Below are 22,599 nucleotides of genomic sequence, written 5' to 3'. Positions count from 1 at the left end.
AACCCCTACGAACTTCTACGTGTCCGCTCGTCGGGGTCTCGCCGTCGTCGCCCTGCGCGGCTGCCTGACCCCGCCACTCGGCGGACGAGCGTCGGCCGAGCCGCCGCTCGCTGGTAATCGCCCTAGAGCAGCCCCTGCTCGAGCGCGAGTCGCGTCAGCCCGGCCACCGTTCGAATGCCGAGCTTCCGCATGAGCGAGTCGCGGTGCGCCTCCACGGTGCGGGTGCTGATGCCCAGTTCGCCGCCAATCTCGCGATTGGTCTTTCCCTGCGCGATGTGCACGAGAATCTCATGCTCGCGCCCCGTCAGCACATCGGTCGCCCGCGGTGCGCGTGCCACCGTCTCCGTGGACGCGCCCGTCCGAACCGCGTCAGCCAGCTGGGTCGCCACCTGCGGCGAGAAATACGCCTCGCCGCCGTGCACCGTCGTCACCGCCGTGCGCAGTTCCTCGGGGCTGCTGTCTTTGCGCAAATAGCCGTGCGCACCAGCGCGGACGCTCTCCAAGACGTATTCCAAGTCTTCATGCACCGACAGCATCAGAATGTGGACGCCAGGCGTCCGTTCCAGAATCTCCGGCACCGCATGCAGGCCGGAGCCGCCGGGCATCGAAATGTCGAGCACTACTACATCGGGCTTCAACAGTGCGGCCTGCTGCACGGCCTCAACGCCGCTCGCGGCCTCGCCGATCACATCAAAGGCGGCGCCGGCCAGCACATGGCGAATCCCCTCGCGCAACATCGCGTGGTCATCCACCACCAACACGCGAATCGGAGCCTGTGCGGTCACGCGTCCACTCCTTCGGTCACGGGAATACGAATAGTGATTGTCACGCCACGGCCCGGTGCGGAATCCACCAGCACATCGCCGCCCAAAGCGGTGATGCGTTCGCGCATTCCAGCCAAACCGAGATGGCCGTCTGCTTCGGCCTTGGCGAGCGCACGCTCGCCTGCAAAGCCGGGGCCACTATCTGCAATCTGCAACTGTACACGGCCGTCGCGCACGGTGAGTGCCGCATGGACGGGGGCGTCCGGTGCGTGGCGCGCCACATTGGACAGCGCTTCCTGCAGCGCGCGGTACAGCGCCAGCTCGGCTTCTTCGCTCAGCGGTGGCATGTGCTCGGGCGTGTCGAGCGTGGCACGGACGCCGCGGCGTTCGCTGAAGTCTGCCACCATCGAACGTAGCGCCGGCACAAGCCCAAGGTCGTCGAGCAACGATGGCCGCAGATCGTTCGTCACCGCGCGAATGCCGCGCATTCCCTCATCCACCAACTCCAGGGCACGCGCCACCTGCGCGGCAAGCGCCGGCTCTACGCGTTCGCGCACCACACCAAGCTGCATCTTCACGGCGGTAAAGATCTGCGCCGTTTCGTCGTGCAACTCCAGCGACAGGCGGCGACGTTCCTCCTCGTGTTGCTGCACCATGCGGCGCGAGAGCCGCGCTAACTCCACCGTGCGTCCGTGCAGGCGCGTGGCGAGATCTGCGTTCACGAGCAAGAGAATCCCCGCGCCGACGCCGAGCAAAAACAGAATGTCGATGTAATAGCCCCACGGATTCCACGCACCGCGCGCGCGCAGCACCGGATAATCCAGGTGATGGAGCCCCCACAGCAAAAACGTCCAGCCGAGCAGTGTGCTGGCGCCCCGCGTTTCCGCGCGCCGGTGGCGCAGCAGCACCGCGCCGGTCCAGAGCGTTGCCGCCGAGAGAAAGAGCACAGCCGGAATCGCAGCGAGGTTGAAGCTCTCCAGCCGAATGACGGCCACGTAGCTCCACGCGAGCGGAAAGGCGACCACCGCGTAGTACCGTCGCTTCCACGTGGTGGCATGCGCGAACACCACCGCGGCCCACAACAGTGCGAGTGCCGTTTCGCCGGTGATCACTTGGTGCCAAAAGAGCCACGCGCGATTGTTGGTCTCGAGAAACACCACGATCACCAAGATGCGCGCCAGGAACAACGCGAAGGCCAGCGCCCACCACGCAAAATACTTCTGCTGGTAGCGGCGCCAGAGCACAAAGCACTGCAGCGACAGCGCCGCCGTGATGGTAGCCTGCAGGAGCGCAGCGGAAAATTCGCTCGCCAGCGACGCGGGTGCGGTTTGTATCACGACGCTTTCCCCGCGAACACCGACGCCCGTGCCGCCGCCGCAGCGAGGGCGGCGGCCAATCGTGCGTCTCCCATGCCGGCCACCAACTCCACGGTGCACCCAAACGCCGCAAGCGTCTGCACAAACTGCGCGTGCATCGCGTCGCGCCCAGTAGGCCGGTCGCGAATGCCGTCGGACGTCCAGGGCAGGTCCACGTCGCAGAGCAAATACAGGTCGCCGCGCCGCGCGAGTGCCTCTCGCTCCATCCAGTCTGGCGCGCTGCCATAGTAGTGCCTCGCGTACAGCACCGTGCTGATCAAGTCGGTGTCGAGCACCGCGACCGGAGGCGCAGACGCGAACAGCGCATCCTCCGCGGCCATCGTGGCCCGCGCAATTGGCTCGGCGTCCGCAGCCCGGAGCGCACGGCCTTCGCGCGCGCGCGCTTCGGCATACGCCCGCGAGGTCTCCGGCAGCCAGGGCGCGCCGAGTCGGTGCGCCAACTGCGCGGCGAGCGTCGTCTTGCCGGTGCTCTCAGGGCCCGTCACCACGAGGCGTCGCGTCACGCCGCCGCCGTCTCCGCCGCGCGGTCGGCCGACCACGACGCCTTCCACTCGCGGTGCCCCATCGCCGCGAGCACAAAGAACACCGCGTAGAGCCCTGCGGTGAGATACAGCGACTTGTAGATGAACATCGCCACGTACACCACATCCACCGCCATCCACACCGCCCAGTTTTCCATCACCTTGCGCGTCATCATCCATTGGGCCACGAGGCTGGTGCTCGTCGTGGCCGAATCCACATAGGGCAGGGCCGCATCGGTGGAGCGCGCGAGGAAGGTGCCGAGCACGGCGAGACTCACGAGGCCAACGGCGGTAAGCGTCACTGCCATCCGCGAGGTGGCGCGTGACACTTTGAGCTGCGTGCGGTTCTCGCCGCCGTGCAGCCACTCGTACCAGCCGTACACGGAGAGCAGGAAGTACACCACCTGCAGCCCCATGTCGGCGTAGAGTTTGGCATCGCGAAAGACGAGCACATACAACAACACATTCACGATGGCCGTCGGCCAGCTCCAAATGTTCTGGCGCACGCTCAGGTACACGCTCACAATGCCGAAAGCGACGGCCGTCGCTTCCATCCAGTTCATTTGCCGCCCTTCAAGTAATCCAGCGCGAGCGAGGCATACGCTTTGACGCCCGTCGGGAGCGCGTCCTCGTTGACAAAGAATCGCGTCGAGTGATTCGCGGCCGCATCTTCGATTTTGACGCCCGCTTTGTTCACCCCAAGGAAGTAGAACACCCCCGGCACTTTCTTTTGGAAGAGCGCAAAATCTTCCGAGGGCATCCACACGGATCCATCACGCACCGTACCGCTGGTGGCGCGCCGAATCGTGGGGGCCATACGCTGGGTGAGCGCGGGATCGTTGAACACCACGTCGGTGCCCATGTCGATCTTCACCGTGGCCGTGGCCCCTGAGCCCTGCGCCACCATCTCGGCAATGCGCGTGATGCGCATGTGAATGTCTTTGCGCATCGGCGCATCAAAGGTGCGAATCGTGCCCGTCATCACGACGCTGTCGGGGATGATGTTGCCGCGCACGCCGCCATGAATCGTGGCCACCGTGACGACGGCAGGCGCTGCCGTCACGTCCGTTTGACGCGCCGTGATGGTCTGCAACGCCGTCACGATCTGCGCCGACACGACCACCGGATCCACGCCGCGCCACGGTTGCGCACCGTGCGTCTGCTTGCCGTGCACCGTGATCGTCAGGGCGTCCGACGCCGCCATCGCGCCGCCCGGCTTGTAGGAGAGCGAGCCCGCTTCGTCCGGCCACACGTGAATGCCGAACACGGCATCCACCTTCGGATTATCCATCGCGCCGGCGTCAATCATGCCGCCGGCACCGTTGCGTGTACCGCCGACTCCGAGGACGCCGCCCCCTTCTTCGGCCGGCTGGAACAAGAACACAACCGTCCCTGCAATCTGCGCCTTCATGCCAGCGAGCACCGTCGCCGCGCCAAGGAGCATGGAGGTGTGGGCGTCGTGACCGCAGGCGTGCATCACCCCCACTTCTTGTCCGTTATACATGGTGCGCACGGTGGACTTGAAAGGGAGGTCCACTTCTTCGGTCACGGGGAGCGCGTCCATATCGGCGCGGAGCGCGACCACCGGTCCCGGCTTACCGCCGCGCAACACGCCAACCACGCCGGTCCTGGCGACCCCTTCCTTCACCTCCATGCCAAGCGAACGCAGCTGTGCGGCCACCATTTTGGCGGTGCGCACTTCCTCGGTCGACAGCTCGGGATGGGCGTGGAGGTCGCGCCGCCATTCAATCACCTTGGGCATTACCAAGCCGACGCGACGGTCGAGATCGTCAGCCCCGGTCTGCTGCGACAGCAGGGCGTACGGCGGCAGGAGGAGCAGGGCACAGGCGGCGACTTGGATATATTTTCGGGACATCGGCGTTATATCCTCAAAGAGGTGTGCGTTGACGCTAACGGCCGCCGCGTCAGGGCGCGAGGCCGGAACCCCAGAACTCGAGGCAGCACATGGATCGCAAAGGGAGCGCCGTATGGCGCGGGACCATTCGTGAAGGGCAGGGCACCATCTCCACCGAAACGGGGACGCTGGCCAATGCCCAGTACAACTTCACCAGCCGCTTCGAGCACGGGGCCGGCACTAATCCCGAGGAACTCCTCGGTGCCGCCCACGCGGGATGCTTCTCCATGGCGTTCTCCGGGCAGCTGACGGCCGCCAAGCTCGTCCCCGACAAGATCGAGACCACCGCGACCGTCACGGTGGAACGGCTGGAAGGCGGCTTTGCCATCACCCGCGTCCACCTCGCCGTCGACGCGTCGGTGCCTGGTGCCGACCGAGCCCAAGTCGAGGAACTGGCCGCTACCGCCAAGGCCGGATGCCCCGTATCCAAGCTGTTCAACACCAACATTACCATGGCGCTAACGCTGGTTGTCTGACCCTGGGTCGACTAGATTTATGGGGTTGTGGCCGCTTTCTGGCCCACTCCCCTTACCAGGTTGCTATGGCGAAAGAAGAAGCGATTGAACTCGAAGGCACGGTTACCGAAGTGCTCCCCAGCGCCACGTTCCGCGTCCACCTCACGAACGGACACGACGTCCTCGCGACGATGGCTGGCAAGATGCGGCGGTTTCGCATCCGCGTGCTGCAGGGGGATCGAGTTACGGTCGAAGTTTCGCCATATGATCTCTCGCGCGGTCGCATCACGTTCCGCCACAAGAACTGATTCGCGGCCCAACGCACTGCGGGGAGCGCCAACTGGCGCTCCCCGCTTTTTTTCGCTGTGTGGCTGGAAACGCGCTTACTTCTTGAACTCGGTGCCGAACACCCGGTCCCAGTAGCGCATCGTCACGCCAAAGTTCTTGTCCGGCACCGCGTGGTGAATCCGGTGCTGCGACTGCAGATGGCGGTACCACGCGAACGGGAGCTTGTAGTGGTGCAGGCTATGATGCATGAAGCTGTAGGCAATGAAGCCAAAGAACCAGCCGGCAAGAAACGACGAGAACCCGCCCGCGCCATAGTAGTTGGCCACGAGTTGCTGCGGCGGCAGAAAGAGGAGGGGCGTTACGAAGAAGGGCATCGCCACGGTCGACGTTGGATCCTGATGGTGCTTCTCGTGCCCGTTGCGCGTGAGTTCCATCCCATCGTGGTAAAACCAGCGATGGAAGGCGTACTCCGTCGGCGTCCACGCGATGGCGCCAACCACGAACAGCGCGAACATCGTGACGCCGCCCACGTTAAGACGCGAGGCGTCCCAGGCGAGGAAAAACGTCATCAGCACAAGATCCGTGACGTACGTGGCCCAGTAGTTCGATTTCGATTCCGAGATCCGCAAGATCCAAGAGGTCATCGTCCCTACCTGTGGGCTGGGGGGAATCGTCTGCACCGTATGCCATGCCTTGTAGTGCGCGGCGTCCGGTATGGTTCCGGTTGCGCGCGCGGTGGTCACTGCCCAACACCAACGGCGACTGCGACGGCGCCTATCGCGTCGCTTCGGCGGCGGGGGCTTTGTCGGGCTTGAGGTACGTCGCCTTGTGAATCGTGTACGCCGTCACGTTTGCGACGATGGCGAGCACAATAATAAAGGCGGCGACGCCCCAGCCTTTCGACGACGGATTGACGCTGTCATTGCTCATAGAAACACTCCGTGAATATGAGTGGGATTGTAACGGGACGGAGCCATCGTGGCAATCGCCTACTGGCTGAGCGGCTGGAGCATTTGTTACTTGTAATCACCCGAATCCGACTCCCCATGACCTCTTCCGCTCGCCTGGCTTCCCTGACCGTTCGACGAACCGCCCGTCTTGCGATCCGCGGTCCCGAAACCGGCCTCATATCCGACCTCTGGATCGTCTTGCACGGGTATAGCCAGTTAGCCGCCCCGTTCCTCGAGTCCTTTGCGGCCATTGACGACGGTACGCGGCTGATCGTGGCCCCAGAGGCGCTCAATCGCTACTACGAAGGGAGCGTTGAGGAGCGCGCCCGCAATCGGAGCGCGGCGGTCGTCGGCGGGAGTTGGATGACCATGGAAGCGCGGCTTGATGACATCGCCGACAACCTCGCGTATTTGGATGCCGTCTACGCCTCGTGCGCCCCGCGCCTCGCCGACGACGCGCGCCTCACTGTCCTGGGTTTCTCGCAGGGATCGGCCACCGCCGCACGGTGGGTGGCCGCAGGTACCGCTCGGGTACACCGACACATCGTCTGGGGCTCCACCTTTCCGCCAGAGGTCACCCTCACGGCGCCCGCGCCGCTCCACAGCCCGGACACCTGGCTCGTGATTGGCACGCGCGACCAGTACGCGACCCCCAAGATCGTCGCGGGCGAACGCGCTCGACTCGACGCGGCCGAACTGCGCTATCGTTTGGTGAATTTCGAAGGTGGACACAGGCTCGACGACGACACGCTGCGCACCATCGTGTCCACACCGGCTTAACTCTGCACGCCGGAGCGGCCGGAGCGGCCGGAGCGGCCGGCACGGCCGGCACGGCCGCCGCGCGCGAACACGCGCGCAAAAGCGCGCGCGGCGCCTGCTCAGCCGCGGAGCTTGTCGATAATGCGACGGTCTTTCTTGGTCGGGCGACCGGCACCGCTTTCGATAACCGGCCCGGCATGCTTGAGCGTCCACGCATGCTTGGCGCGGGCGGTCTTGGAGTCCGCGGTTTCTTCGTACAAGGTGGCAGCGACTTTCGCGGGCCCTCGGTGCTCCGTCGCAATTAGCACGACCACCGTATGTTCATAGGGTCCCAGCCGCAGCCACACCGTGTCGCCCGGCTTTACCTCGCGCGACGGCTTGGCGCGGTCCCCGTTCACCTGCAACTTGCCGCCGCCAATCGCCTCGGCTGCCAGCGATCGGCTCTTGAAAAACCGCGCGGCAAACAGCCATTTGTCTATCCGCACCGGCTCCGCCGGCTGCGCTCCGTCTCCTCGTTGCTCGCGGCTCATGTGCTCTAATATGCGGACGGTTTTGGCTCTCTGCACCTGCGCGACCGCGCTCCTCGCCGCGTGCGACTCCCCCGCCACGCAGCACGCCAAGCGGCAAGCCAAGCAACAAGCCGTGGCGCGCGCCGCCGTCTCTGCCGAATCCACCAAAGCGTCCGTCGCGGCGCGTTCCCCAAGCACTGGGCGGTGGGACGACGCGCGCCTCGTCGACCGACTGGTGCGTAGCGGGCTGGCTCCGCAGGCGTTGCCGGAATACAAGCCGGAGCGGTACTGGGCCGCCCCGATCGCGGTGCGCTATCAGGTGGGGCAGGCCACCCTGTTTGCGTTCATCTATCCGGATTCGCTGGCGCGCCAAAAGGCCACGGCCACGCTCGACACCACCACCCTCGCCCCCAAAGGCAACGCGAGCCCATTTGGGATTCCGCGGATGCTCATTGTGCAGAACAACTTGGCCGCGGTGCTCGTTGGCGGCAGCGACCGGCAGCAGGAGCGCGTCTCGCTGGCCATCGGCGCCGGCCTACCGGTTGCGACGCCGGACCGCTGAGGCGGTGCCGGTGTTGAATAGGGGGCGGACGCGTGGCGTTGCGCCTCCGACCCCGCGATATTGCACCATCGGCCGCGACCCGCGGCTCTCTTCCTTTCGCCTCCCGAGGATCCGATGCGTCGTGCAGGACTTTCCCTAGCCGCCACCACGGCGGTCACCCTCTTCGCGCTGAGCGCTGCGGTGGCTCCCCTGCGCGCGCAGGCGATTCCTGCAGCTAAAGATCTGATGGCCAAGCACGACGCGGCCATCGGTGGCCGCGCCGCGCTCGACAAGTACTCCACCATGCGCCGTGTGGGCGCCATGGCCATTCCGGCGATGGGCCTTGAAGCCTCGCTCGAAATGCTGCAGGAAAAGAGCGGCAAGTTCCTCCAGAAGATCGTCCTCGGTCCGATGGGTGAAGTACAGCAGGGCTATGACGGCAAGACCGCGTGGGCCGTGCAGCCTGGCATGGGCCCCGTGTTGCTCGACGGCGATCAGGCCAAAGAACTGATCGCGCAAGGCGACTTTTACGGCGGCTTTCACGACGCGAGCAAGTTTACGAGCGCCGAAACGGTGGAGATCGCCGACTTCGAGGGGCGGAAGTGCTACAAAGTGAAGCTCGTCCGCAAAGCGGGAGGCGAAGGCTTTGAGTACTTCGACGTGGAAACCGGCCTCACCGCCGGCGTCGTACGCGAAACGCCGGATCCTATGAACGGCGGCAAGATGACCACCACGCAGGTGATCAGCGACTACAAAGATTTCGGCGGCGTCAAAATGCCAACAAAGATCGCCACCAAGGGCGGTCAGTTCGACATGACGCTCAGCTTCACCGCGGTTGAGTTCGACAAGGTGGATGTCGCGAACTTCGCGCTCCCCGACGCCATCAAGGCGCTCGTCAAGCCGTAAGCCGCACTCGTATGCAGGAACCACGCGGGCCCGCGCCGACTGATGTCTTCGCGGGCCCGCGCGCGTTGGCCTTCACTTTGGACTTCAGGGAGTTGCTCATGTTCCGTCGTGTCTCCACCGTGTTGGCCCTCGCGGCTTTCGCGTTGACCTCCTCACTCGTCGCGCAACAGTCGTCCGCACCGCCGGCACCAGCGGCAGCCGTCCCGGCCGCACCGGTCGCCACGACGATCGCGGCGCGCACCGCCGGGTTCGAAAAGCGCGACGGCTTCGTGCCGCTCTATCTCAACGATCGCACCGGCGCGCTCTACCTCGAGATTCCGCGCGACTCCACGCGCGTGCTCTTCATGACCACGCTCGCCACAGGCTTTGGCTCAAACGCGCTCGGCCTCGACCGTGGTTCGGGCGGCGGCGTGCGCGTCGCGCGATTTGAAAAAACGGGGGAGCGCGTCTTTGTCGTGTTCGAGAACACTCAGTTCCGCTCGAGCGGCAACGCCGATCAACAACGCGCCGTCGCCGAAGCGTTTTCGAACAGCACGGTCGCGGCGCTACCGATTATCGCCGAGGAAGGCGGACGACTGCTGGTGGACGCCACCGATCTCGTGCTGCGCGACTGGAATGAGATTGCCGGCACCTTCGCGCGGAATCGCCAAGGCACATATGTCGTTGCGCGTGACCGCTCGCGCTTCTACAAGCCCTATACCAAAGCATTTCCCGACAACACCGAGATCGACGTGGCGCTGACCCTCGCTGCCACGGGCGACGCCGGTGGCGGGCTCGGCCGACTCGCCCCAGACGCGCGTGCGCTCAACTTCCGCCAGCACATCACACTCCTGCGTCTGCCCGATACCGCATTTCGTCCCCGCGTGGCCGACCCGCGTGTCGGATTCTTTGGCGTCACCTTCAAAGATTATGCGCAGCCCATTCAGGCACAGCTCGAACAAACGTGGGCCGCACGCCATCGGCTGGAGCGCGTCAATCCCAACGACGCCTCGAGTCCCATCAAGAATCCCATTGTCTACTACGTGGACCGCGGCATTCCCGAACCCCTCCGCACCGCCACGCTGCAGGGCGTCGCGTTCTGGAGCGAAGCGTTTGACCGCGCCGGATTGAAGGGCGGCTTCAAGGTCGAGCTGCTCCCCGAGGGCGTGGATCCCATGGACGCGCGGTACAACGTGGTGCAGTGGATCAATCGCAACGAACGCGGCTGGAGCGTCGGTGGCGCGCTCACCGACCCGCGCACGGGCGAGATGATCAAGGGGATGGCGCGTATGGACTCACATCGCAATCGCACCGACTACAGCATCTACGCCGCCTTCATGGGCGCCGATGCAGCCGCAGCCGACACCGCCTTTGTGCTCTCACGCATTCGCCAGGTGAGTGCGCACGAAGTGGGGCACACCCTCGGCTTACAGCACAACTACATCGCGAGCACCTACGAACGCGGCTCGGTTATGGATTATCCCGCACCGCGTGTGCTGCTGAAGAACGGGGAGATCGACATCAGCACCGCCTACGCCTCCGGCCCTGGCGCGTACGATGTGTGGGCCATCCACTGGGGCTACGGTGTCTTTCCTCCGGCCTCGGAGCGCGACACCCTCGCCGCCATTGTCGCGGACGGCCTCAAAAAGAATTATCTGTACTTGAGCGACGGCGACGCGCGCCCCGAGAGCGCCGCGGATCCGCGCACCAACCTGTGGGACGATGCCGCGACCGCCAGCGATTTCCTGCGCAATCAAAGCGACACACGCCGCGTGGCCATCAGTCGGTTTGGCCTGCTCAATATTCGCGCGGGAGAGCCGCTCGCCATTCTGCAGGACCGCTTTCCGCTCGTCTACTTCTTTCACCGCTTTGCCATTAACGCGGTCACCAAAACGCTCGGCGGCCTCGAGTACGCCAACGCCCTCAAGGGCGACGGCCAACAGGCCACGCGCATCATCAGTCCGGCACGTCAGCGCGACGCCATCAAGCAGTTGCTCTCGGCACTCGACCCGCGCGAACTCGCCATTCCCGACACGCTCCTCACCCTCTTTGCGCCGCGCCTCGATGCGGGCGGCAATGTGGAACTCATTGGCGAACGCACCGAGCCAGCCTTCGACGAACTGGGTGCCGCGCGTTCGCTCGCCCAAATGATTGTGGATGGTATTCTGCAGCGCGAGCGCGCCGCCCGCATGGTGCAATACGCCGCTCGCACGCCCAATGGCTTTAGTCTGCAAGAAGCCATGCGCACGCTCGTCAAAGGCACCTGGGATGCGCCGGTCAATGCGAGCGGTAAGCTCGCCGCCATTCAGCGCGTAACGCAGCGCGCCGTAGCCGATCGGATGATTCTGCTCGCGGCCGACAAAGAAGCGTCGCCCGAAGTACGCGCCATCGCGGAGTTTGAACTCGTGCAGTTGCGGGCGGCGGCGACGGCCAAAAGTGCCTCGGCCACCACCGACGACGGCCGTGCGCACTGGCGTGCGATTGCCACCGCGATCGCACGCTACGCCGAGAAGGGAGAACTCCCCGTACTCACGCCGGCGCTGCGTCCGCCGCCGGGCGATCCGTTCGGCGAACCCACACCGTAGCCGTGTGGCCCCGCGCCGCGAAGCACTAGCGGCGCGGGGGCACGGGCGCGGCCATCAGTACGGCCGCGCGAGCAATGGCGTCGTCGATGTCGCCGACGCAGTTGTCTTCGCCAATCACGTCGAGCAGGTCGGAGTTCGTGAGCGCGACCATCGGCTGTGAATGCAGGCCCGAGAGCACGAGGGTGGTGCCGTCGTGGCGCCCCTTCTGCGAGAGATCGCGAATCAGCGCGATCCCCGTGGCGTCGAGCAGCCCCACTTTGCGCATACGCAAAATCAGGACGCGCGGTGGGCGCGCCATCGAGGCGATCGTTTCCTTGAATTTTTCGGCGGCGCCAAAGAAGAACGGTCCGTCGATTTCATAAATCTCCACACCCTTCGGCACCGAGCGCAGCGCCACGCCCTGCGCGTCTTCGCCCTCGCGATCGGTGAACATGTCGGTCACTGCGGCGACCTGCGTCACCTCGGCCATCTTCCGCATAAAGAGGAACGACGCCAGCACCATCCCCACGCCCAGTGCCACGGTGAGATCCACCAGTACCGTCAGGCCGAAGGTGGTGAGTAGGACGGCGACGTCACTGCGCGGCGCGCGCAGCGTGGCGCGAAAGGTCCTCCACTCGCTCATGTGGTAGGCGACCACCACGAGAATCCCGGCGAGCGTCGCCATCGGAATGAGCGCGGCCCACCGGCCAAAGAACAGGGTGATCACGAGCAGCGTCAGCGCATGCACAATGCCGGCAATCGGCGTGCGGCCGCCGGCTTTGATGTTGGTCGCGGTGCGCGCAATCGCACCGGTCGCCGGAATTCCACCGAAGAGCGGCGTGACCACATTCGCCACGCCTTGCGCCACGAGTTCCATATTCGAGCGGTGGCGCGTGCCAATCATGCCGTCGGCCACCACCGCCGACAACAACGATTCTATGCCGCCGAGCATCGCGATCGTGAACGCGGGCGCCACCAACTGCGTGAGATCGTGCAGCGAAATCGACGGCCAGTGCGGATGCGGAAACGACGCATCAATACCGCCAAAGCGACTGCCAATTGTTTCCAGTGGCAATCCGGCCAGTTGCACGAGTGCCGTTGTCGCAATCAACGCCACAAAGGGCGATGGGACTTTCGTGGTGACGCGCGGTCCAAATGTCACGATCAGTACGGTCGCGAGTGCAATAGCGATCGCCCACGGGCTGCCGGTGTTCGCATGCTCGGCGAGCGCCTCCACCTTGCCAATGAACTCGGCCGGAACCGACTTCATGGCGAGGCCAAAGAAATCGCGCATCTGCCCGCTGAAAATGATCACCGCAATGCCGCTCGTGAAACCGGTGACCACCGGATGCGGAATGAACTTGATCGCCCCACCGAGTTTGGCGAGGCCAAGAATAATGAGAATGACGCCAGCCATGATGGTGGCAACCGTCAAGCCGTCCACGCCGTATTTCTGGACGATGCCATACACGATGACGACGAACGCGCCCGTCGGCCCGCCGATCTGCACGCGCGAGCCGCCGAGCGCCGAAATCAGGAAGCCGGCGATGATGGCGGTGTAGAGCCCGGCCTGCGGCCCCAGTCCGCTCGCAATCGCAAAGGCAATCGACAGCGGCAGCGCGACAATTCCTACGATCACCCCCGCCGTGGCGTCGGCCGCGAACAGCTGGCGATTGTAGCCACGCAGGGTGGACCAAAGTTTAGGGACCAACATCAGTCGTCATTCTCCCGGCGTCGGTTGCTCTTCTTGTCGGCATGGCGGCGCTTCGTCGAGAGACGCCGTTCGACGGATCCACGCGTGGGCTTTGTCTTCTTGCGCCGCCGCGGCACCACGAGGCCGCGTGCCACGAGCGCCGCCAATCGCGCTTCGGCGAGCTCGCGATTTTGCTTCTGGCTCCGCGTGTCGCTCGCCACAATGCGTAAGCATCCGGCACTGTCCAACCGGGACGCAATCGCGGTCAGCAGGAGCCCGCGTGCCGCCTCATCGAGTACGCTGGTAGTGCGCACGTTCCACACCAGCTCGATTCGGGTGGACGACGTGTTCACATGCTGGCCGCCCGGCCCACCACTCTTCGTCGCGCGAACCTCCAACTCCCGCCACGGAATCCAAAGGCCGGGGCGCACTTCCAGTCCCCGGTCAGGGGTTTCGGCGTGTGGGGAGGTCTCGTCGCGTGTGCTCATAAAATAGTATTGATTAGGTCGCTGCTCTTGCAAAATGCAACACCGGAGGCCACAATGCTACCGAGGCATTCTGCAATACACCCCGGGCGTTCATGACGACATTCTTTTCGCTCTCTGACACCAGATGGCAGGCGGTGCTGGAGCCCAGACGCTTCCTGCGCTGGATTTATGTCGCTCGCCTATCGGTGGCCGCCGCCATTTTCATCGCCGCCATCTGGTGGTGGCCGTTGGCCGGCTTCGAAACCACGCTCGCGCAGAAGACGCTCGTCGCCACCTTGAGTTTCGTCGGCGCCTTCGGCTTCACGAGCGCGTCGTTCTTCTGGAGCGACATTCAGCGCCGTCCGATCAGCGAGGCGTTCCTCTACTCGCAGTGCATCGTCGACTTGCTCGTCGTGACCGCCGTGGTGCACCTCACGGGCGGCGAGCGCTCGGGCTTTGCCGCGCTCTACATCCTCGTCAATGCTGGCGCCGCGCTGCTCTTTCCGATTGGCGGCGCTCTGCTCATCGCACTGTTGGGCATCGTCATCTACCTCGCCGATGCCATTTCGTTTACCGACGGCCAGCTGGCCTTCGACTTCTGGTTGCAGCTCGTCGTCTTCTCCGCCGTCGCCATCATTACCGCGTACATCAGCGCGCGACTGCGCGAGGCGGGGCAGGGTACCCAGCGACTCGCCGCCGAACTCAAGAGCGTGCGGCTGCGTGAAAAGGACATTCTCGACAATATCCGGAGCGGCATTCTCACCGTAGACGATGCCGGCGGGCTCTTGTTCGCGAATCCGTTCGCCGAGGAACTGATCGGCGTTCCGCTCAGCACGCGCATCGGGGAACCGATTCTCGACGTGCTCCGCACGGCCATGCCGGTGCTGGCCGACGCCCTCAGCGCGGCCATCGTCTCGCGCACCGTCACCTCGCGCACCGAAGGCCTCGTCGTGCGTGCCGAGGAAACCTTCCCGGTGGGGATCACCACCACGTCGTCCGAAGGCGATGGCGACAATGCGTGGCGCACCACCACCGCCATTTTCAACGATATCTCCGACCAGAAGCGCCTCGAGTTACTGCATTTGCGCGCGCAGCGCCTCGAAGCGGTGGCCGAGCTTTCGGCGTCGCTCGCGCACGAAATCAAGAATCCACTCGCCTCCATTCGTAGCGCGGTCGAACAGATGTCGCGTCGGCCGGCGGCCAATGACGACGAACGAACCCTTGGTGGATTAATCGTCCGCGAGAGCGACCGACTCTCGCGGCTGCTCTCGGAGTTTCTCGACTTTGCGCGGGTGCGCGTGACGCGTCGCGACGCGGTGGACCTCAATGCGGTCGTGCGCATGGCGGCGGCGGTTGCCAGTCAGCATCCAGACTGCGCAGAAGGTGCGTCCGTTGAGCTCGATATTCCCTCGCACCTGCCTCCGATGCAGGGCGATGAAGACCTACTCCATCAGGCGTTCTTCAACCTCATCCTCAACGCGCTACAAGCGACCGCTCCTGGCACTGTCGTCCAGGTGAAAGGGATGGTCGCCTCCGCCTCGCAGCTGCCCAGCGGCGTCGCCTTCCCCGCGGGTGCGCTCGGCGTTGTCATTCAGGATCAGGGCAGTGGGATTCCCGCCGAGGTGCAGGCGCGCCTGTTTGAACCGTTCACGACGACCAAGCCCGGTGGCACCGGGCTCGGGCTCGCCATTACGCACCGCTCGGTCGAGGCGCACGCCGGGCTCGTGTTGGTGGACAGCACGCCGCAGGGCACCCGCTTTACCGTCTACTTGCCGGTCGCCACCGACCCTGGAGTTTCGCAGTGACTACCGGACCAGGCCCGAGCGTTCTCGTCGTTGACGATGAATCGGGCATTCTCGAAACGCTCGGCATTTTGCTACGGAACGAAGGGTTCGTGCCGCATCTCGCCCACGGCGGGCGCGCGGGGCTCGAGCAGATTGCCGCGCTCGCGCCGGACATCGTGCTCACCGATATCCGCATGCCGCAGGTCAGCGGCGTGGACATCCTCGCGGCCGCGCGCGCACACGATCCCGATACGCCAGTCATCCTCATGACCGCGCAAGCCACGCTCCAGTCGGCCATGCAAGCGGTGAACGAGGGCGCGTTCTACTACATCCAAAAACCGTTTCGTAACGACGAACTGGTCGCCATCCTCCGTCGCGCCGCCGAGCATCGCACGCTGCGTATTGAGAATACGACGCTCAAGCGTGAAATCCGTCGCCGCGACAAAGCCGCGAGCGGCGCGCCCATCGGCAACAATCGCAAGTGGCTCGAAGTGCTCCGCCTCGCCGAAGCGGTGGCACCCACCGAGAGCACGGTGCTCATTCTCGGCGAGAGCGGCACCGGCAAAGAAGTGGTGGCACGATACATCCACGAACTGTCGCAGCGCACCCAGGGTCCGTTTCTGTCGATCAACTGCGGCGCGCTCCCCGAAGGGTTGCTCGAAAGCGAATTGTTCGGTCACGTGAAGGGTTCGTTCACGGGAGCGCATCGCGATAAGTCTGGCCTCTTCACTGCCGCAGCCGGCGGTACCTTTTTTCTCGACGAAATCGGCGAGACCACGGCGGCCACGCAGGTCAAGTTGCTCCGCGTGCTGCAGCATCGCGAAGTGATCCCCGTGGGTGCCACCGATGCGCAACCGATCGATACGCGCATCTTGGCCGCCACCAATCGCGACCTCGAAGAAGAAATCCGCCGCGGCAACTTCCGTCGCGATCTCTTCTATCGTTTGAACGTCATCGCGCTGCATCTTCCGCCGCTGCGTCAGCGCCCCGACGACATTCCGCTACTGGCCGAAGCGTTTCTCGACCGCTCAGCGCTGCAGCGCGGCGAAACACCCAAGCGCTGCTCCGACGCCGCAATGGACGCCATGCAGGCATACGCATGGCCGGGCAATGTGCGCGAGCTCGAAAATGCGCTCGAACGTGCCGTGATCCTGACGAGCGGTGATCGCATTGATCAAGCGGCGTTGCCCGAGGGCATTACGGAACGCAAGAGCGAGCCGCTGGTATCCGACCGCGCGGCGCCCAACCCCACGCTCGATACCATTGAGCGGGCCTACATTATGTGGGTGCTCCAAAGCGAGGCCGGCAACAAAACGCGGGCCGCCGAAGTGCTCGGGATCGACCCGTCTACGCTGCACCGAAAGCTGTCGCGGTTCGGCGTCGACGCGTGAGCCGTTGCCGGAGCGCCGTCGGCCGCCGATTTCGCTTTTCGGCCTGTCTCTCGCATTGCCGTGTCAGTTCCCGTGGTGATTCCTTGATGATTGCGCGATTATTCCACGGAGCGCCGCACGGCGCCCTTTCGCTCTAGCCCCACCGTCCATGACTCAGCCATCGCGATCGCTTTCCGCAAACGCCATCGATGCCCTGCCGCGCATGCGCGGCCGCACGCCCATGGCGCCGGAGTCGCTGGTGCTCTCCGTGCTCATTCCGGTCTACAACGAGCGCAACACCATTGAGGTCATCCTGGAACAGGTGCGGCACGTGCCCGTGCGCATGGAGATCATCTGTGTGGACGATTGCTCCACCGACGGCACGCGTGATATTCTCACGCGCCTCAAGGCTGAAGGGCTCATTCAGCAACTGATTTTCCACGAGATCAATCGCGGAAAAGGCGCGGCCATTCGTACGGCGCTCGCCGCGAGCACCGGCAACGTGGTCATCGTGCAAGACGCGGACCTCGAATACGATCCCGCCGACTGGCCGGGGCTGCTGGAGCCGATTATCGAAGGGCGTGCCGACGCGGTCTTTGGCTCGCGCTTTCTTGGTGGTCCGCACCGCGTGCTCTACTTTTGGCATTCGGTGGGCAACGCGTTGCTCACGCTGTTCAGTAACATGCTGAGCGACCTCAATCTCACGGACATGGAGACGTGCTACAAAGCCGTGCGCGGCGACCTCGCCCGCTCGCTGCACCTCACCACCGACCGTTTTGGCTTTGAACCCGAAATCACGGCGCGCCTCGCCAAAGCGCGCGTCCGGATTTTTGAAGTGCCCATCTCGTACTCCGGCCGCACCTACGCCGAGGGCAAAAAAATCGGGTGGAAGGACGGCGTCGCCGCCGTCTGGCACATTACGCGCTTCAACTTGTTCTCGTGAGCGAAGTTGTGCCGCCAGCGGCGGCCGAGCCCGTTCGCGCACCTGCACCGACCGTCGCGGCCATTCCGAGCGAGGCCCCACATGACGTGCCGTGGCTCGCGTGGTCCATCGTCGCGCTCGCCCTGCTCGCGTCCGTCACCTCGCTCCGCAACGGATTCGCGTACGACGATCGCTGGATTCTCGTTGAGAACAAGCGCGTCCACACCCTCGTTGAGGCGTGGCGATTCTTTGGCGAGACGTACTGGCCCAACGTGCGCGGTGCGGCGCTGTATCGCCCGCTCACCCTCCTCGTCTACGCCACGCAATGGGTGGTGGGCCACGGCTCACCGCTGATCTATCACGCGGTGAGCATTGTGCTCTATGCCGCGGTGTCGGTGCTCGTGCTGCTGCTCGCCCTCGAAATGCTGCCGCGCCGCGCCGCATGGGTAGCGGCCGCGCTCTTTGCGGTGCACCCGGTGCATGTCGAGGCAGTGGGCAATGTGGTCGGGCAGGCGGAGCTCTGGACCTCGCTCATCGTGCTCAGCGCGGTCATCGTCTACCTCCGAGGACGACGCGACGGCGTGCCGCTCAATCGAGAGTCGGCGTTCGTTATTGTCGGCCTGTACTTCGTGGGCATGATGGTCAAGGAAAACGCGATCATTCTGCCCGCGTTGCTCATAGCCGCAGAAGGCTTGGTGGTACGAGACAATGCCCCGTGGCGCGAACGCGCCGATCGACTCTTCACGCTCCTCGTGTGGATGGGGCTCTTCGCGGCCATTTTTCTTGCCGTGCGCGTGTCCCTCCTTGGCGCCTTTGGTGGCGACACACCGCATCCGTCGATTGCCGCGCTCGACATGGCGGGTCGCACCAAGGTGATGATCGGCCTCGCGCCGGAGTTCGGACGGCTCTTTCTCTGGCCCGCCAATCTCTACGCCGATTACTCGCCGCAAGCGGTGCATATCCACGACACGTGGCACATCGAGCATCTGCCGGGGCTGTTGTTCATCGGATGCGTAGCGATTCTCTTTTTCGTGGCGCACCAGCGCGCCCGCATCGCGGCCTTCGGACTCTGGTGGGTCACCCTCGGCATGGCGCCGGTGGCGAACATTCTCATTGCCACCGGCATTCTGATTGCCGAACGCACGTTCTTGTTGCCGAGCGTTGGGGTGGTGATTGCCATTGCGACGATGGTGCCGTGGATTGAGGCGCAGTCGTTCTGGCGGCGTCGTGACGTGCGACTCGCCATCACGGCGGGGTTTGCCGTGCTGCTGACGCTCGGGTTCTCGCGCAGTGCCGAACGGCAGTACACCTGGAAGGACAGCGAGACGGTGTTCATCACGCTCCTCCGCGAAGCGCCCCTCAACTTTAAGGCACATTACGCCCAGGGCGGGCAGCTGTTCGACGAGAAGCGTCCACTTGAAGCGGAGCGTGAGTGGCGAATGGCGCTCGCACTGAATCCGTCGTACGACGGCGTGTGGGTGGACCTCGCGCACAAGTACCGCGAGGCGCACGTCTGCCAGGCGGCCATCCCCGCGTACAAGGTCGCGCTCGGGCACGATCCCGACATCCCGCTCGCGAGTGTGGGGTTGGCGGCCTGCTATCTGGAACTCGCGCAGTGGCGCAACGCCCGCGCAGCGGCCAGAACGGGGATTGCCAACGGCTACTATCGCAAAGCGTTCGAGTTCATGATTGTCCGTGCAGACAGTGCGTTGGCGGCGAGTGATTCAATGGACGCCACCAACAAATGGAAGGGCGGCGCGCGCGCCAAGAATCGTTAATCGTTGCTGTGTAAGGACTTGCGGTGCAGTTACCGGGGCTCGGTCCTTCTGTCTAGTACCGGTCAGATAACCGACACCAGTCCGCGCAATCTGCAATGCCTCAAGCGAAGCACCGTGGGGAATGATGGTCGGGCGAAATGTCCGAATTGACGCAAGTTGTTACTGCTCAATGTCTTCCGTCGTCACATTCCTCGTGGCAAGCGCCTTGCAACAATAGTGCTCGGAATGGGCGCGTAGGCGCCGGTATTCCCGACCCTGCTATACCCTCACCGCGACGGAGTCTTTCCATGCTGAGCAACAAGAAGGGCTTTACCCTCATCGAACTGCTGATCGTTGTCGTCATCATCGGCATCTTGGCCGCGATTGCGATTCCGAAGTTCGCGAATACTAAAGAAAAGGCCTACATCGCCTCGATGAAGTCCGACCTTCGCAATCTCGTCACCGCGCAGGAAGCCTACTTCTCCGATAACAACAGCTCCTATGGCGCCAGCACGACGGCGCTCGGCACCGCGTACCGCGCTAGTTCCGGCGTGACGGTCGCGATCACCGGCACCCCGACGGCGACTGGCTGGGCTGCCAAGGCGACGCACGGTTCGACCGCCAAGGTCTGCACCATCACGCTCGGCAGCGGCGCCACGAACGAAGGCGAGCCGGTCTGTCAGTAAGCTGACCTCGAGATCCGGTCACATCGTTCTCCGATGTGGCCGGACATTGGGGACCACTGCTTGAGCTTTATAACGATCGTTTGACGGCCGATACCTAACGTTTGCGGGCTGGGGGCCGTCTCTCAGGATCGAGCATTCGTTGGAACTTCGGTAGAAAAGTTGCCCCCCATTTCATTTCATCAGGAGCAGAACCACATGTCGTCCAACCGCAAGGGCTTCACGCTGATCGAACTGCTCATCGTCGTCGTCATCATCGGCATTTTGGCCGCGATTGCGATTCCGAAGTTCGCGAACACCAAGGAAAAGGCCTACATCGCCTCGATGAAGTCCGACCTTCGCAATCTCGTCACCGCGCAGGAAGCCTACTTCTCCGATAACAACAGCTCCTATGGCGCCAGCACGACGGCGCTCGGCACCGCGTACCGCGCTAGCTCCGGCGTGACGGTCGCGATCACCGGCACCCCGACGGCGACTGGCTGGGCTGCCCAGGCGACGCACGGTTCGACCGCCAAGGTCTGCACCATCACGCTCGGCAGTGGCGCCACGAACGAAGGCGAGCCGGTCTGCCAGTAGGCTGTTTCAAGACGGTCGCACAACTTCACAGCGGGCCGAGCGCAATCGCTCGGCCCGCTGTGCATTTAATGGGTGATGGACGGGTCGGCGGCAGCGCCTAAGCTGCGCGCATGAACTCCATGCGCCGTGCCGGTTTTACGTTGGTCGAGGTTCTGGTCGCGTTTCTGCTGCTGGCGGTTTCCGTTGGCGCACTCGCTGCCGGGATCGCAGCCGATCGTCGGCTGCGGGTGGTTGCTGCACAACGCGATGCCGCCGCTGACCGTGTATGGCATCGTCTTGAGCAGCTGTCCTCACAGTGTGGGACTGCCGACAGCTCGGCGATTGAGCGAGGCGCCTGGGGGAGCGAGGAGTGGCGCGCTGTACGCGGTGTATCGCGATGGAGCCTATCCGACACCGTGCGCAATGCTTCCGGCCGGAGCGTGACGGGAGCTACCGCGGACATCGCATGCCGCGAATAGCCGCTGCGGTGCACCGGCGCGGCGCCACCGTAGCAGAACTCGTGGTGGCGCTCGCGCTCTCGGCGCTGCTCGCAGCGCTCGGCGGTGCGGCGCTTGTGGCGATAGAACGCTATGTCCGGAGCACCAACGCGAGCGATACCGACCAACGAGTGCTGCGCGAAGCGGCCGCCGTTCTCGAAGGAGAACTGCGGGCGGCCATGCCAGACTCCATCGTCGTGCGCGGCGACACCGCAGCGGACCTGCTCGCTGGCGTTGGCGTGTCGGTGCTCTGCGTGGGAGCGCCAGGCGTGTGGGTACTGCCCACCGATGACCCCAGCGCCACCACGCCGCTCACGGTTCTCCGGAGTACGCCCTCTGCAGGCGATGTCGCGGCGATCTTTGATCGCGCCGCGGGGTGGCACACCACCCTGGTAGACAGCACACAGTGGCGCACGGACGGAGCCGGTTGCTCCACATCGGGCGGGTTTCGGTCGCTGGCCGACAGTCTCGCGCGTCGGCGTGTCCTCGTACTTCGACTGCGCGACACACTCTCCGCGCGCACCGGGGCGCCGATCCGGTTGTTCCGGCGCGGTCGGTACGCGCTGACGCGAAGTACGGATGGGTCATGGGGGTTGAGTTGGCGCGCCTGTTCTGCATTGGTGGTCTGCGGCAGCGCCCAGCCCGTCGCGGGGCCGCTGGCTTCGCCTGGCGAGCGCGGGTTGGTTTTTACGATTGATGCTGCAAAGCGCACGGTGCGCGCCTGGATCGCGACACCCAGGCGCGACGGCGCCGGAGCATCACGTGAGGCGGTAGTTGCGCTGAGAACTGGCGACCGTGCGCCCTAACATTCGGCGTACGCCCCGTGGCGGGATCGCGCTCCCCCTCGTGCTCATCGTCCTCGTAACGGTCTCGATGTTCGCCGCTTTGCTGCTCGATGCCACGCTCCAGGAAGTACGCACGGCGGCCGGCCGCACCGCCGCGATGCGTGCTCAGGCGGCAGTCGAGACGGTTTTGGCCGCAATGCTGGGCGCGACGGTGGACAGCGGCTGGGTTCAGCATCCCGTCCCGCTTGGCGGGTCGGAGGTCACCTCGCTCTTTCGCGTGAGCGCACAGGCCCGATCACGCGAGGGGCAGGCTCGGGCCCGGGGGGGAGCTGTGACCTTCTTTCGCCTAGAGGCGGATACCGTCGCCGCGGCTTCTGGCCAGGGACGTCTCAGGCCCATTTCAGGTTGGTGGTGGTCCCCGCTACCATAAATCACTACCGGTGCCCACTGTTACTTCCGAGTGACTCCGCTCGTGTTTGTGTGACGGCCCGATTCTCCCACCGCCTAGCTCTAGGCCTTGGGGGGCGTGTCGGCTCGGTAGGCGCAGTCTGTTTCAGTC

At 64.6% G+C, this 22,599-nt stretch carries 24 protein-coding genes and 1 pseudogene; 14 read left to right on the top strand and 11 right to left on the bottom strand.

All coding sequences use genetic code 11. The annotated features are described in order from the left end of the window. Positions 1-122: 122 nt before the first annotated feature. Genes NTZ43_03550 through NTZ43_03530 form a run of 5 tightly spaced genes read right to left on the bottom strand, consistent with a single transcriptional unit; the run spans position 123 to position 4,537 of the window. Positions 123-785, bottom strand: coding sequence for a response regulator transcription factor (locus NTZ43_03550; protein ID MCX5766286.1), 663 nt, complete (start codon positions 783-785; stop codon positions 123-125). Beyond that, complete coding sequence (locus tag NTZ43_03545; GenBank protein MCX5766285.1) at positions 782-2,101, bottom strand: sensor histidine kinase; 1,320 nt, start codon at positions 2,099-2,101, stop codon at positions 782-784. The genes NTZ43_03550 and NTZ43_03545 overlap by 4 nt, the downstream gene beginning before the upstream one ends. Next, positions 2,098-2,643: an ATP-binding protein gene (locus NTZ43_03540; GenBank protein ID MCX5766284.1), complete on the bottom strand. Its 546-nt coding sequence runs from the start codon at positions 2,641-2,643 to the stop codon at positions 2,098-2,100. The genes NTZ43_03545 and NTZ43_03540 overlap by 4 nt, the downstream gene beginning before the upstream one ends. Further along, positions 2,640-3,224, bottom strand: a complete 585-nt coding sequence (pnuC, locus tag NTZ43_03535; protein MCX5766283.1) for a nicotinamide riboside transporter PnuC — start codon at positions 3,222-3,224, stop codon at positions 2,640-2,642. Before pnuC ends, NTZ43_03540 begins: the two co-directional genes overlap by 4 nt. Continuing rightward, the gene (locus NTZ43_03530) at positions 3,221-4,537 is read right to left on the bottom strand and encodes an amidohydrolase (GenBank protein ID MCX5766282.1); all 1,317 of its coding nucleotides are present in this window, start codon (positions 4,535-4,537) and stop codon (positions 3,221-3,223) included. The genes pnuC and NTZ43_03530 overlap by 4 nt, the downstream gene beginning before the upstream one ends. Before the next feature lie 89 nt (positions 4,538-4,626). Between NTZ43_03530 and NTZ43_03525 the strand changes: the two genes are divergently transcribed. After that, complete coding sequence (locus NTZ43_03525) at positions 4,627-5,052, top strand: OsmC family protein (protein ID MCX5766281.1); 426 nt, start codon at positions 4,627-4,629, stop codon at positions 5,050-5,052. A gap of 65 nt (positions 5,053-5,117) precedes the next feature. After that, complete coding sequence (gene infA, locus NTZ43_03520; protein MCX5766280.1) at positions 5,118-5,339, top strand: translation initiation factor IF-1; 222 nt, start codon at positions 5,118-5,120, stop codon at positions 5,337-5,339. A gap of 75 nt (positions 5,340-5,414) precedes the next feature. Here infA and NTZ43_03515 read toward each other — a convergent pair whose 3' ends face one another. Together NTZ43_03515 and NTZ43_03510 are read right to left on the bottom strand one after the other, a co-directional pair. Then, positions 5,415-5,963, bottom strand: coding sequence for a sterol desaturase family protein (locus NTZ43_03515; GenBank protein MCX5766279.1), 549 nt, complete (start codon positions 5,961-5,963; stop codon positions 5,415-5,417). A gap of 130 nt (positions 5,964-6,093) precedes the next feature. Further along, complete coding sequence (locus tag NTZ43_03510; GenBank protein MCX5766278.1) at positions 6,094-6,249, bottom strand: hypothetical protein; 156 nt, start codon at positions 6,247-6,249, stop codon at positions 6,094-6,096. A gap of 116 nt (positions 6,250-6,365) precedes the next feature. Between NTZ43_03510 and NTZ43_03505 the strand changes: the two genes are divergently transcribed. Then, on the top strand, positions 6,366-7,049 hold the full coding sequence (locus tag NTZ43_03505) for a hypothetical protein (GenBank protein MCX5766277.1): 684 nt from the start codon (positions 6,366-6,368) through the stop codon (positions 7,047-7,049). 98 nt (positions 7,050-7,147) lie between these two features. Here NTZ43_03505 and NTZ43_03500 read toward each other — a convergent pair whose 3' ends face one another. Continuing rightward, positions 7,148-7,558 carry an RNA-binding S4 domain-containing protein gene (locus NTZ43_03500; GenBank protein ID MCX5766276.1) on the bottom strand — a complete coding sequence of 137 codons (411 nt, stop codon included), beginning with the start codon at positions 7,556-7,558 and terminating at the stop codon, positions 7,148-7,150. A 10-nt stretch (positions 7,559-7,568) separates the two neighbouring features. Between NTZ43_03500 and NTZ43_03495 the strand changes: the two genes are divergently transcribed. From NTZ43_03495 to NTZ43_03485, 3 genes are all read left to right on the top strand, one after another. Continuing rightward, complete coding sequence (locus NTZ43_03495; protein ID MCX5766275.1) at positions 7,569-8,099, top strand: hypothetical protein; 531 nt, start codon at positions 7,569-7,571, stop codon at positions 8,097-8,099. A gap of 114 nt (positions 8,100-8,213) precedes the next feature. Further along, positions 8,214-8,984 (top strand): hypothetical protein, encoded by a 771-nt coding sequence (locus tag NTZ43_03490; protein ID MCX5766274.1) that lies wholly within the window; start codon positions 8,214-8,216, stop codon positions 8,982-8,984. Between the two features lie 98 nt (positions 8,985-9,082). Then, positions 9,083-11,548 carry a zinc-dependent metalloprotease gene (locus tag NTZ43_03485; protein ID MCX5766273.1) on the top strand — a complete coding sequence of 822 codons (2,466 nt, stop codon included), beginning with the start codon at positions 9,083-9,085 and terminating at the stop codon, positions 11,546-11,548. A 25-nt stretch (positions 11,549-11,573) separates the two neighbouring features. On the opposite strand, the gene NTZ43_03480 is transcribed toward NTZ43_03485, so the two are convergent. Beyond that, positions 11,574-13,241 carry a SulP family inorganic anion transporter gene (locus NTZ43_03480; GenBank protein ID MCX5766272.1) on the bottom strand — a complete coding sequence of 556 codons (1,668 nt, stop codon included), beginning with the start codon at positions 13,239-13,241 and terminating at the stop codon, positions 11,574-11,576. Continuing rightward, positions 13,241-13,708 carry an alternative ribosome rescue aminoacyl-tRNA hydrolase ArfB gene (arfB, locus tag NTZ43_03475; GenBank protein MCX5766271.1) on the bottom strand — a complete coding sequence of 156 codons (468 nt, stop codon included), beginning with the start codon at positions 13,706-13,708 and terminating at the stop codon, positions 13,241-13,243. The genes NTZ43_03480 and arfB overlap by 1 nt, the downstream gene beginning before the upstream one ends. 92 nt (positions 13,709-13,800) lie before the next feature. Between arfB and NTZ43_03470 the strand changes: the two genes are divergently transcribed. From NTZ43_03470 to NTZ43_03445, 6 genes and pseudogenes are all read left to right on the top strand, one after another. Further along, on the top strand, positions 13,801-15,492 hold the full coding sequence (locus NTZ43_03470) for an ATP-binding protein (protein ID MCX5766270.1): 1,692 nt from the start codon (positions 13,801-13,803) through the stop codon (positions 15,490-15,492). Next, on the top strand, positions 15,489-16,862 hold the full coding sequence (locus tag NTZ43_03465) for a sigma-54 dependent transcriptional regulator (protein MCX5766269.1): 1,374 nt from the start codon (positions 15,489-15,491) through the stop codon (positions 16,860-16,862). The genes NTZ43_03470 and NTZ43_03465 overlap by 4 nt, the downstream gene beginning before the upstream one ends. Before the next feature lie 235 nt (positions 16,863-17,097). Further along, the gene (locus tag NTZ43_03460) at positions 17,098-17,784 is read left to right on the top strand and encodes a glycosyltransferase family 2 protein (protein ID MCX5766268.1); all 687 of its coding nucleotides are present in this window, start codon (positions 17,098-17,100) and stop codon (positions 17,782-17,784) included. After that, on the top strand, positions 17,781-19,541 hold the full coding sequence (locus NTZ43_03455) for a tetratricopeptide repeat protein (protein ID MCX5766267.1): 1,761 nt from the start codon (positions 17,781-17,783) through the stop codon (positions 19,539-19,541). Before NTZ43_03460 ends, NTZ43_03455 begins: the two co-directional genes overlap by 4 nt. Positions 19,542-19,831: 290 nt before the next feature. Next, positions 19,832-19,927 (top strand): annotated as a pseudogene (locus NTZ43_03450) (prepilin-type N-terminal cleavage/methylation domain-containing protein). 474 nt (positions 19,928-20,401) lie between these two features. Next, positions 20,402-20,779 carry a prepilin-type N-terminal cleavage/methylation domain-containing protein gene (locus tag NTZ43_03445; protein ID MCX5766266.1) on the top strand — a complete coding sequence of 126 codons (378 nt, stop codon included), beginning with the start codon at positions 20,402-20,404 and terminating at the stop codon, positions 20,777-20,779. 65 nt (positions 20,780-20,844) lie between these two features. Here the strand turns inward: NTZ43_03445 and NTZ43_03440 are convergent, their stop codons facing one another. Beyond that, on the bottom strand, positions 20,845-21,051 hold the full coding sequence (locus tag NTZ43_03440) for a hypothetical protein (protein MCX5766265.1): 207 nt from the start codon (positions 21,049-21,051) through the stop codon (positions 20,845-20,847). 173 nt (positions 21,052-21,224) lie between these two features. Here NTZ43_03440 and NTZ43_03435 point away from each other — a divergent pair, with 173 nt between their 5' ends. Beyond that, on the top strand, positions 21,225-22,061 hold the full coding sequence (locus tag NTZ43_03435) for a hypothetical protein (protein ID MCX5766264.1): 837 nt from the start codon (positions 21,225-21,227) through the stop codon (positions 22,059-22,061). Next, positions 22,051-22,470, top strand: a complete 420-nt coding sequence (locus NTZ43_03430; GenBank protein MCX5766263.1) for a hypothetical protein — start codon at positions 22,051-22,053, stop codon at positions 22,468-22,470. Before NTZ43_03435 ends, NTZ43_03430 begins: the two co-directional genes overlap by 11 nt. Positions 22,471-22,599 lie beyond the last annotated feature (129 nt).

The sequence above is a fragment of the Gemmatimonadota bacterium genome (genome assembly GCA_026387915.1).
Classification (GTDB): Bacteria; Gemmatimonadota; Gemmatimonadetes; order Gemmatimonadales; family Gemmatimonadaceae; genus Fen-1231.
Note: the sequence above shows the minus strand (reverse complement) of the source record. Positions and strands in the feature narration are given on the sequence as shown.